The sequence below is a fragment of the Buttiauxella sp. JUb87 genome (assembly GCF_004361975.1).
GTDB classification, from domain to species: Bacteria; Pseudomonadota; Gammaproteobacteria; order Enterobacterales; family Enterobacteriaceae; genus Buttiauxella; species Buttiauxella ferragutiae.
The window spans coordinates 38,873-49,802 of sequence record NZ_SNVY01000015.1; the positions used below are offsets into that span (position 1 = coordinate 38,873).

The 10,930-nt window shown below is 47.6% G+C and carries 9 protein-coding genes; 8 read left to right on the plus strand and 1 reads right to left on the minus strand.

From position 1 onward, the window contains the following. The first annotated feature begins 298 nt into the window (after positions 1-298). Genes EC843_RS23830 through EC843_RS23845 form a run of 4 tightly spaced genes read left to right on the plus strand, consistent with a single transcriptional unit; the run spans position 299 to position 5,185 of the window. Positions 299-817: a fimbrial protein gene (locus tag EC843_RS23830; RefSeq protein ID WP_133523165.1), complete on the plus strand. Its 519-nt coding sequence runs from the start codon at positions 299-301 to the stop codon at positions 815-817. 50 nt (positions 818-867) lie between these two features. Next, on the plus strand, positions 868-1,560 hold the full coding sequence (locus EC843_RS23835; RefSeq protein WP_232886948.1) for a molecular chaperone: 693 nt from the start codon (positions 868-870) through the stop codon (positions 1,558-1,560). A 41-nt stretch (positions 1,561-1,601) separates the two neighbouring features. After that, positions 1,602-4,115, plus strand: a complete 2,514-nt coding sequence (locus EC843_RS23840) for a fimbria/pilus outer membrane usher protein (RefSeq protein WP_133523166.1) — start codon at positions 1,602-1,604, stop codon at positions 4,113-4,115. Further along, a complete protein-coding gene (locus EC843_RS23845) occupies positions 4,115-5,185 on the plus strand; it encodes a fimbrial protein (RefSeq protein ID WP_166642093.1) in 1,071 nt (356 codons plus the stop codon). Before EC843_RS23840 ends, EC843_RS23845 begins: the two co-directional genes overlap by 1 nt. Positions 5,186-5,224: 39 nt before the next feature. Here EC843_RS23845 and EC843_RS23850 read toward each other — a convergent pair whose 3' ends face one another. After that, entirely contained in the window at positions 5,225-6,118 is an 894-nt protein-coding gene (locus tag EC843_RS23850) for a LysR family transcriptional regulator (RefSeq protein WP_121815019.1), read from the minus strand. 763 nt (positions 6,119-6,881) lie between these two features. On the opposite strand from EC843_RS23850, the gene surE reads away from it, so the two are divergent. The 4 genes from surE to rpoS all read left to right on the plus strand — a co-directional run bounded on the left by surE (position 6,882) and on the right by rpoS (position 10,769). Beyond that, positions 6,882-7,643, plus strand: a complete 762-nt coding sequence (surE, locus tag EC843_RS23855; protein ID WP_064543913.1) for a 5'/3'-nucleotidase SurE — start codon at positions 6,882-6,884, stop codon at positions 7,641-7,643. Then, positions 7,637-8,263 (plus strand): protein-L-isoaspartate(D-aspartate) O-methyltransferase, encoded by a 627-nt coding sequence (locus EC843_RS23860; RefSeq protein WP_064543915.1) that lies wholly within the window; start codon positions 7,637-7,639, stop codon positions 8,261-8,263. The genes surE and EC843_RS23860 overlap by 7 nt, the downstream gene beginning before the upstream one ends. Before the next feature lie 202 nt (positions 8,264-8,465). Further along, positions 8,466-9,596, plus strand: coding sequence for a murein hydrolase activator NlpD (nlpD, locus tag EC843_RS23865; protein ID WP_064543917.1), 1,131 nt, complete (start codon positions 8,466-8,468; stop codon positions 9,594-9,596). A gap of 180 nt (positions 9,597-9,776) precedes the next feature. Next, positions 9,777-10,769: an RNA polymerase sigma factor RpoS gene (gene rpoS, locus EC843_RS23870; protein ID WP_064543919.1), complete on the plus strand. Its 993-nt coding sequence runs from the start codon at positions 9,777-9,779 to the stop codon at positions 10,767-10,769. Positions 10,770-10,930: the final 161 nt, after the last annotated feature.

A 10,930-nucleotide genomic window follows, 5' to 3' on the forward strand; every position in this document is an offset into this window, starting at 1 on the left:
AAATAGACATTTATTTTGTTTTATGGAATGCAATGATAATCTTATGTGGTTGATTTAATTGTTTTTAATGGTTGTTTGTTATTTGTTTTATTTTCCACGATATGTGACCGAAAACGATCTCTCTGGCTTGCCCAGCTGGATTGCAATTTAACTTTATGACTCCTATAGTCGCTGTCCATATTCTCTGGGTGGTTTTTTATTCATTCAGTTGGCAGTCATTTTTATATTTATAACCATCTCTTTATGCGATTTAACTATCGGGAAAGGGATGTTCGTCATGTAAAAAAGAGGGGTTTGTATGAAGTGTTTTAAATTAAAATTAGTGGCAGCCGCACTGGCTCTGGGCGGGATGGTTTCTGTGGCAAATGCTGCAGACGGTTCCGTTCACTTTACCGGTGAAATTACGGAAACGGCTTGTAACGTGACTAATGGTGCCGGGAAAATCATTCCTGTTGCTCTGGGTAAAGTGGCAAAAACCAGTTTAGCTACCGTGGCTGCAAAATCATCTTCTGTCCCTTTTACCATTGACCTGGATAATTGCCCTGACACTAATGCCAACATCCGTTTTAGTGGTACCGCAGATTCAGTTGATAAAACTTTATTAGCTATTGATTCGACCAGTGTTGCGAGCGGTGTCGCTATTGAAATTGATTCTGATACCGGGCAGAAAATTGCCATGTATGCACCGTCAACCGATTTCAAATTAGCTCCGGGTAAAAATAAACTGAAATATCAGGCGAGTTATGTAGCGACCAATTCGGCTGTGACAGCCGGCAGCGTGGTTGCCACTTCGCAGTTCACCATCATTTATAACTAAGTTTATGCGTTAACGGGCAAGGATGCCTGACTGATACAGTTGGGGCAGCTATGTTAGTTTTTGTTAAATATCGTGCTATGGCATGGTTTGCCATGCTGGCAGTCATTGTTTTATTTCCATTAATCTCTCACGCCGGAATTATCGTCGGTGCCACGCGTGTTGTTTATCATGCTGAAAATAAAGAAGCTGAATTAAAAGTTGAAGCAACCAAAGATGCAGGAGCTTATTTAATTCAGTCATGGGTTGATACCGGTGATGAAAAGGTTAAAGCCCCTTTTGTGATTACGCCGCCTTTATTTCGTATCGACGGTGGTGAAGAAAACCAGCTGCGTATTATCTACTCCGGAAACCCTTTGCCTGGCGACCGGGAGTCGCTGTTTTGGGTCAACGTGCGTTCTATTCCTGAAACCGATAGCGAAATCACAAACAAACTACAAATTGCTATCAAAACCCGCATGAAACTGTTCTATCGCCCGGAAGGGCTGGGTAATCCACCTAAAGATTTTGCGGAAAAGCTGACGTTTAGCCGCAGTGGAAATACGCTGACAGTGGTCAATAACTCTCCCTGGTACGCCATTTTTAACCAGTTAACGCTGGGCGGAAAACCGATTAAAAATGCCGAATGGGTAGCACCGCACAGTTCGGTTAATTTATCGCTGGCGGGAATGTCCGGAAACCAGCTGAGCTGGAAGTTAATCAATGATTATGGCGGTGCCAGCGATCCCGGCAGCACCACGCTTTAAGAAACTGAATTTTTCCTTTATCAGCCAGGAAATATAAAATCATGCGTTATTTCCGCATATTTCACCGTGCTTATTTTTCGGCATTGCACTGGGTTGTGCCATTCGCTGCACTCCTGGCTGTAATTCCCCAAGGGGCAAATGCGAAGGCCTGGTTTAATCCGGCATTACTGGAATTAGACTCACCGGAAAAACCGACTGTTGATATTTCTCTGTTTGAAGAACAAGGGGCGCAACTACCGGGAAATTATCGTGTTCACATTATAGTGAATAGCGATAAAGTCGCTGATGAGAATATTGAGTTTGTGACCGGGGATGATAAAAAACTGGTTCCGGTGTTAACGCCAGCTCAACTGAAGAAGTGGGGCGTTAATCTCCATTCCACAGAACAGTTAGCCGCGGCACCTTTAGATAAAGCGATATCTTCGCTGGCAGAAATGATTCCACAAGCCAGCAGTACGTTTGCCTTTACCAGCCAGACGCTGAAACTGAGTATTCCCCAGGAAAATATTGATAGCAAAGCGCATGACTTTATCGACCCTGCGCAATGGGATGACGGTGAGGCGGTGTTATTTACCAACTATGCCTGGTCGGCCTCGCAAAATAAAAGCAAGCATGGTGAGAATAGCAATAACGGCTACCTGAATCTGCAATCGGGAGTGAACCTTGGTGCGTGGCGTCTGCGTAATTACAGCAGTTTCAGCTATGGCCAGGGAGGCGAGAAATGGTCGTCGATGAACAGCTATTTGCAGCGCTTTTTCCCAGCGTTGGGCGGTGTGTCTCTGACAATGGGCCAGACCTATACGCCGGGGGATATTTTTGACAGTGTGCAATACACCGGCGTGCAACTGGCGACGGAAGAAGGGATGCGCCCTGATAGCCTGCGCGGCTTTGCGCCGGTTATCCACGGTATCGCTAACTCCAATGCCAAAGTCACCATTCGCCAAAATGGCTATGTCATTTATCAGAACTTTGTTCCGGCTGGCCCTTTCCAGATAACTGACCTTTATCCCACCGCGTCGGGTGGCGATTTGGATGTGACGATCACCGAAGCCGATGGCAGCGAGCGCCACTTTGTGCAGTCTTTTGCTTCGATACCCAATATGCAGCGTGAAGGGAGCATGAAATACACCTGGTCAACGGGGCGTTATCGCAGTAATAGCGCCTCCAGCGATCCGCTGTTTAGCCAGGGCACGCTGACCTACGGTTTATCCAACTACGTGACGCTCTACGGCGGGGTGATTGCTGCGGCAAACTATTTCTCTGCGATATTTGGCTCGGGGATTGGCTTAGGTATTCTGGGTTCTATTGCCGTGGATATGAGCCACGCTCAGTCGCGTTTCACCGATTCGCCCGATGCACAAGGCCAGTCGTGGCGCTTCCAGTATTCCAAAGAGTTTGAAGCGACGAATACCGCCGTGACTCTGGCGGGTTACCGTTATTCAACCAAAGGTTATTACACCTTCCAGGAAGCGGCGGATCGTGAAGGGCAGGTGCAGGACTGGCAGGGAAACAAACGCAGCCGGATGCAGATTAATATCAGCCAGTCATTAAGCGACCACAGTAATTTTTACCTTGCCGGAACGAAGGATGATTTTTGGGGTTCCACCGAGGCACAGCAATCGCTGAGTGCGGGCGTGCGTGCCACGACGCAATGGGCAAACTTCGGTATTGCTCTGTCCTGGGTGCATGATGATTACCATAGCGATAACGATCGCCAGATTGCTTTTGATATCCAGATCCCACTGGAAAAGTTGCTGCCTAAAGCGTGGGCGCAATACAGCGTCACCACTAATACCCACGGCACCACGCAGCATCAGGTTGGCGTGAACGGTACGCTGCTGGAAAACGATCAATTACAGTATTCAGTGCAACAAACCTACGGCAACCGCCAGCAACAAAATGGTGGTAACGCGCAATTAGCGTGGCTTGCACCTTATAGCGACCTGGCGTTGGGTTACAGCTATGGCGACGACACCCAGCGCATTAACTACGGCATGAATGGCGCAGTGGTGGTGCATCGCCATGGGATCACGCTTGCTCACACGCTCGGCGAAACCTTCGGCCTGATTGAAGCACCTGGTGTGGAAAATCTCGAAATAACCAGCAGCCAGAACGTCTACACCGATTCACGCGGTTATGCCGTCATCCCTTACTTAACGCCATGGCATTACAACGACATCAACCTTGATACCCACAAACTGGCCGGCAATGCAGATATAGACGCGATTCACCGCGATGTTGTGCCCACCAAAGGGGCAATGGTGGTGATGCGTTACAAAACCCATTTGGGTCAGCGCGCCTTAATGACCATACACATCGGCAAGGGCGTGGTGCCATTTGGCGCAACAGTGACGCTGGAAGGCACGGATGAAACCGGCATCGTCGGCGATAACGGCGTGGTGTTCCTCAGTGGCCTGGCGGATAGCGGCAATTTGCATGTGGTGTGGGGGAAAGGGCGGGTCAACGAATGCCACGCGCCATATCGCCTTGCATCGCCGGGTAAAAATCAAACGCACATCCTTTCTGGTGATGCGCAATGTTCTGGAGGTACCTAATGAAACGAGTCTTTCTGGGGCTGATTGGCTTGCTGATGATGACCCTTGCTCCACACGTTTGGGCGGCTGCGTGTCAATCTATTGGCGCGACACAGGAATTCAATTTTAATTACGTTAAAAATATTACTGACCCGGACCAAAACGTCATCAGTAAGACCGCGTATCAGCAAAACTGGAATTCGCCAAATAATCTCTATTATGGCCGTTGTGCTTGCCAGGATACCCGAACCGTGAGGAAGGTCCATTATCGCGCTGTGAGCTCTTTATCACGCCCGGTCCCTTCAACCATTGCGACGCCAGATCCCAATAAACACTGGTATGTGATCCCGAATGATAAAGGTGACGGATACCTTGGCGTTGCTACGCAGGTGTATATCGCCGGTAACCGCAAGCAATTTTATAATGTGCCTTTCACGATGGATAACAATTATCCGCAGACTACTCTTTGCCCGACGACGCAAACTAACGCTAACCGGATTCAATTTGGGACTGGGGCGCAGGGGAAAATTAGCCTGATGTTTATTCGGCCTTTTATTGGCCACGTTACTATCCCAAAAGTAAAAATTATTGATCTGTTTGCCGCAACAGATAGCAGCTCATTTTCGGGAATGCCGATTGCCAGTGTCTATGTGAGCGGTGATGTTACGGTGCCGCAGAGTTGCCGAATCAATGACGGAAAAGCCATCGAAGTTCCATTCGGACAAATTGCGGCGAAAGATATTTTGACTAAAGGCAAGGCGCCGGACGGTTTTACTAAAAGGCAGATAATCGTCAATTACCAATGTACTAATATTGCCGATAGGGTTGCGTTGGAATTAACTATGGAAGCGGTGCCAGCAACAAGTTTACCCAATGCGGTGGCTACTGATAACCCCGATATTGGTGTGATGGTTGGCGATCAAAATCTGCAGCCTTTTATTTCGCGCGTCACGAAAATACCGGTTACATTTTCATCACAGACTCAGCAAGGTTCCACCACGCTTTATGCCTGGCCAGTCAATACCACTGGCAAACGTCCACAGCGTGGGCCATTTAGTGCTACCGCTTCGTTAAATATTAATTTGAAGTAATAAAAAAGCCAGGTGGTTATTCCCCCTGGCTTTTTTATTTTATGAATGGGTAATATCTTGTTTGAGTTGATTAATTAACGTGGTGATGTTGATGTCGTTGCTGCGATTTTTATGATAATGAGCATAAATAGTGCCGGTCGGTTTTTCATTGGGTAGTGGCAGTATCTGAACATCAGCAAACTGGGCAAATCCTGCGGCAAATTGCTCGGCACACAGCAAAATATAATCAGATGTTGTCGTCATCACTAATAAGTTCAACATTGAATTACTTGAGTAAATCGGTGGCTTATACACACCCAATAAAACATTATCTTCAATTAATGACGGCCACAGATTATAAGAAAGATACTCTTCATTTCTGAGTTCTTCCATCGTGAACCCCGGTTTTATACGCGGGTGCCCAGTTCTACAAATCACTCTTGGTGTAATATCAAATAACGGCTCGTTGACAATTGAACTGTCTGAATGCCTTTGTGGTGTCAGGCTTAAATCAATGCGGCGTGATCGTAATTGATTAATATCTCTGAGCAAATCGCCATCATGTGTTTCACAGGTTAATTCAAATTGTTCTAAGCACCGGCCATTCTTCTGCAATGTCGAGGTGACATAAAACTCTAATACCGGAGATAACGACAGGCGTAATGATGCACGGTCATTAAGTTTTTTGGCATAAGGTTTTGATACTTTAATCGCGAGTTCGACATGTTCTACCGCCCGCGTTAAGTTTGATGCGATAGTCAAGGCTAAAGATGTGGGTTCAAGCCCATTTTTGGTCCTGATAAATAAAGGGTTGTTAAATGTTTCACGCATTTTATTGATGGCGCGACTGACTGATGGAATAGAAGTTTCTAATAGTGCCGCAGCATTAGTTACGCTACGAGTGTCCATGACCATCAGGAATATTGAGATGGTTCCCATGTTCAAGGTGTGCATGTATTAGCCTTCATTATCTTAATTTTTGCAATTCCAGAGACATTAAATAGAAGCATAAAATAATTCACTGTTTGTTAAGAGTGATAATATTAAAAAAATTCCCAATAAGAACCAAAGTATACACGTGATACCTGCTAACTAAAAATTTATAGCTACAGTTAGTCGTGAGGGTATGAATGTTTTTTGATACTTTTAACTGTTTTAATTATTTGATTAACAATGGTTTTTGTTTTTAATGTTTGTTGTGCTTACATAATCAATTAACTATTGGTTGATTAATCTAAATGCCATTTAAAATTAGTATAATATCCTGTCGGGGTGGTATGGGATATAACGTATTTGCAACTTCATACGAAGAATTTGTCTTTCGAAAATGATTCTAAAATTAAAATAAATAACATTTTGGCTATTTTAAGTGGGGTCTACTCCGGTTGAAGCTGGCTACACTTCGAACTTTACGGGGGAAATCACCTTCAGCAGTGCTCCGTAAAGGCCACTAAGGCGTTGTTTTCGGCACATTCCTTGGGCCAGAAAGGGTGATTTAGTCAACATTGAATTGTATAGTGTCCCCTGGACAGGACTTTGTGGTGAATGTTACAAAATCAGCAACAATTTCATTACGGGTGCACTAAAATCAACAGAATGGGATAAAACAACAGGTTGGGGCGATTTTGAAGGTTAACAGAACGCACAGAGTTGTCATGCCGGGAACCAACGTGTGGTTTTATCTTTTTCATATAAAAAGAAGCTTTGTAAATCCAATATGAGAATACTTTTGAGTAACGATGACGGGGTCAATGCGCCGGGGATTCAAGTTCTGGCGGCCCGACTAAGGGAATTTGCTGATGTGCAGGTTGTTGCCCCTGACCGTAATCGCAGTGGGGCTTCAAACTCACTGACGCTCGAATCTTCATTGCGTACTTTCACTCTCGCCAACGGCGATATTTCGGTACAGATGGGCACGCCGACAGACTGCGTCTATCTTGGTGTCAACGCCTTGATGCGTCCGGCACCTGATGTCGTGGTTTCTGGAATTAACGCCGGGCCGAATCTGGGTGATGACGTCATCTATTCCGGCACCGTTGCGGCGGCGATGGAAGGGCGGCACTTAGGCATTCCAGCGCTGGCAGTTTCATTAAATGGCCATGAGCATTATGAAACTGCAGCCGCTGTCACTTGCTCGATTTTGCGTGCTTTATCGCGTGAACCGCTGCGTACCGGGCGTATCTTAAATATCAATGTGCCTGATTTGCCGCTTGATCAAATCAAGGGCATTCGTGTCACGCGCTGCGGTAGCCGCCATCCGTCAGATAAAGTTATTCCGCAAGAAGATCCGCGCGGCAATACGCTGTACTGGATTGGACCGCCGGGCGATAAATTTGACGCAGGCCCAGATACCGATTTTGCCGCTGTCGATGAAGGTTATGTTTCGGTCACCCCATTGCATGTTGACCTTACTGCACATAGCGCACGTGAGGTCGTTAGCCACTGGTTGAGTAAATCAGGAGTGGACGAGCAATGGTAAGCAAACGCGTAGAAGCTCTTCTCGCACAACTGCGTACTCAAGGCATCAAGGACGAAAAAGTTCTGGAGGCGATTGCGCAGGTACCGCGGGAAAAATTTGTCGATGAAGCGTTTGAGCACAAAGCCTGGGAAAACACCGCCTTGCCCATTGGTTCCGGCCAAACTATCTCACAACCTTATATGGTTGCCAGAATGACCGAGTTGCTGGAGCTGACTCCGGAATCGCGAGTGCTGGAAATCGGCACCGGTTCGGGTTATCAAACCGCGATTCTGGCTCACCTGGTGCATCATGTTTGTTCAGTTGAGCGCATCAAGGGCCTGCAATGGCACGCAAGGCGACGTTTAAAGCAACTCGATCTGCACAATATCTCCACCCGTCACGGTGACGGCTGGCTGGGTTGGCATGCACGCAGCCCATTTGACGCTATTATTGTTACGGCTGCACCACCGGAAATCCCCAGCGCGCTGTTGTCGCAGCTGGACGAAGGTGGAATTTTAGTCCTCCCGGTAGGCGAAGATCGGCAGTATCTGAAGCGCGTTCGTCGACTGAGTGGGGAATTTGTCATTGATACGGTAGAAGCCGTGCGTTTTGTCCCCTTAGTTAAGGGTGAATTGGCATAACCTGGAACTATCTTGTTTTTTTCTAAAGGTATTGGCGTAACGTTACGCGCAGCGAAATTTTAGCATCTGGCTGTATAACCATTAGCATTCGAGTTTCAGGTGAGCGTCTGCAGCCAACACCCCTGCAGCTTGAAGGATGATGGGTATTAGCACCAGTTCTGCCGTATTTTCATTAGCATATGATTGTTTTTTTGGGGGATAAATGAGCGCGGGAAGCCCAACTTTTACTTTACGCCGTATTGCGGCCTTGTCGCTGGTGAGCCTGTGGTTAGCAGGATGTACCAGCAATAACACTCAGGCACCGATCAGTTCGGTGGGCGGTAACGGCAATACCAGCAGCAGTTCTTCTGGCGGCATGCTGGTGACTCAGCCACCGAAAATGTCTACCCAAACCCAGAGCCAACAAATTCAGCCTGTCGCTCAGCAGCCTGCGATTCAGCCGGTGCAAACGCAGTCGGTCGCTTCCGAGCCAGTACAAACTGAAAATGGCCGCATTGTTTATAACCGCAAATATGGCGCTATTCCGAAAGGGAGCTATAACGGCGGTAGCACTTACACCGTTAAACGCGGCGACACTCTTTTCTATATTGCGTGGATCACCGGGAACGACTTCCGTGACTTAGCCCAACGCAACAATATCCCCGAGCCGTACGGCTTGAACGTGGGTCAGACCCTGCAGATTGGTAACGCATCCGGTGCACCAATTACGGGTGGAAACGCTGTGACTGCGGCCGATGCCAGCGCGCAGGGCATCACCCCTACCGCTGCGCAAAAAACCGCCGTAGTGGTTGCTTCTAAACCGGTAATTACGTATTCTGAGGATTCAGGTGAACAAAGTGCTAACAAAATGTTGCCGAATAATACAGGGACTGCGACAACTGTCACAGCACCGGTTACGGCACCTGTGGTTAGCTCTACGACTACTGTACCGACTGCCAGCAGCACGTCCGATAGCGCGCCAATTTCGACCTGGCGCTGGCCGACTGAAGGCAAGGTTATTGAGAACTTTTCTGCTAACGAAGGTGGCAATAAAGGGATCGATATCGCAGGCAGCAAAGGCCAGGCTGTTATTGCTACCGCTTCCGGGCGAGTGGTGTATGCCGGTAACGCGCTGCGTGGTTACGGTAATCTAATCATCATCAAACATAATGATGATTACCTGAGTGCCTACGCCCATAACGATACAATGCTGGTCCGGGAACAAGAAGAAATCAAGGCGGGGCAGAAGATAGCTACCATGGGTAGCACCGGAACCAGTTCAACACGTTTACATTTTGAAATTCGTTACAAGGGGAAATCCGTCAACCCGCTGCGTTACTTGCCGCAGCGATAAGCCGGTAAAGCACTTTACATGCACAAAGTCGTTTAAGTGATATCAAGGCGGCAACTGAGTGAATCCCCGGGAGCTTACTTAAGTAAGTGACTGGGGTGAATGAAGGCAGCCAACGCAGATAGCGCTTAAAAGACGAAGTGCAAGGTGCTTTACCCAGGGATCACGGGTAGGAGCCACCTTATGAGTCAGAATACGCTGAAAGTTAACGAGTTAAATGAAGACGCGGAATATGATGAGAATGGAGTTGAGGTCTTTGACGAAAAAGCCCTCGTAGAAGAGGAACCCAGTGATAACGACATAGCCGAAGAGGAGTTATTGTCACAGGGCGCCACTCAGCGTGTGCTTGACGCAACTCAGCTTTATCTTGGGGAGATTGGTTATTCCCCATTATTGACAGCCGAAGAAGAAGTGTATTTTGCCCGCCGCGCTCTGCGTGGTGACGTCGCTTCCCGCCGCCGCATGATTGAAAGTAACTTGCGTTTGGTGGTTAAGATTGCCCGCCGTTATAGCAATCGTGGTCTGGCTCTGCTGGACTTGATTGAAGAGGGGAATCTGGGGCTGATTCGTGCCGTTGAGAAGTTTGACCCAGAACGTGGGTTCCGTTTTTCAACGTATGCAACATGGTGGATTCGTCAGACCATCGAACGGGCAATCATGAACCAAACCCGTACGATTCGTTTGCCGATTCATATCGTGAAAGAGCTGAACGTTTATCTGCGTACCGCTCGTGAACTTTCCCATAAGCTCGACCATGAGCCAAGTGCGGAAGAGATTGCTGAGCAACTGGATAAACCGGTTGATGATGTTAGCCGTATGCTGCGTCTCAACGAGCGCATTACTTCAGTAGACACCCCGTTGGGTGGCGATTCTGAAAAAGCGCTGCTGGATATTCTGGCTGACGAGAAAGACAACGGCCCAGAAGACACCACCCAAGACGATGATATGAAACAGAGCATCGTGAAGTGGTTGTTTGAACTGAACGCTAAGCAGCGTGAAGTATTGGCTCGTCGTTTTGGTCTTTTAGGCTATGAAGCTGCAACACTGGAAGATGTGGGTCGTGAAATCGGCCTGACTCGTGAACGTGTTCGTCAGATTCAGGTTGAAGGTCTACGCCGTCTGCGTGAAATTTTGCAGACTCAAGGGCTGAATATCGAAGCATTGTTCCGCGAATAAATGTTCCGCGAATAATCGACTGTTCAAATAAAAAAGCGGTGACCCTGGTCACCGCTTTTTTTATGACTGTGACCCGTCCTAAATAGCGTTGACACATTTAACTCGCAGGCAGAGGAAAATGTGATGAACCAATATGTTAAACGCACACAACGCGATTACCC

Coding starts and splice junctions, on each gene's coding strand:
- EC843_RS23830 (WP_133523165.1), top strand. CDS start 299: ATGAAGTGTTTTAAATTAAAATTAGTGGCAGCCGCACTGGCTCTGGGC.
- EC843_RS23835 (WP_232886948.1), top strand. CDS start 868: ATGTTAGTTTTTGTTAAATATCGTGCTATGGCATGGTTTGCCATGCTG.
- EC843_RS23840 (WP_133523166.1), top strand. CDS start 1,602: ATGCGTTATTTCCGCATATTTCACCGTGCTTATTTTTCGGCATTGCAC.
- EC843_RS23845 (WP_166642093.1), top strand. CDS start 4,115: ATGAAACGAGTCTTTCTGGGGCTGATTGGCTTGCTGATGATGACCCTT.
- EC843_RS23850 (WP_121815019.1), bottom strand. CDS start 6,118: ATGCACACCTTGAACATGGGAACCATCTCAATATTCCTGATGGTCATG.
- surE (WP_064543913.1), top strand. CDS start 6,882: ATGAGAATACTTTTGAGTAACGATGACGGGGTCAATGCGCCGGGGATT.
- EC843_RS23860 (WP_064543915.1), top strand. CDS start 7,637: ATGGTAAGCAAACGCGTAGAAGCTCTTCTCGCACAACTGCGTACTCAA.
- nlpD (WP_064543917.1), top strand. CDS start 8,466: ATGAGCGCGGGAAGCCCAACTTTTACTTTACGCCGTATTGCGGCCTTG.
- rpoS (WP_064543919.1), top strand. CDS start 9,777: ATGAGTCAGAATACGCTGAAAGTTAACGAGTTAAATGAAGACGCGGAA.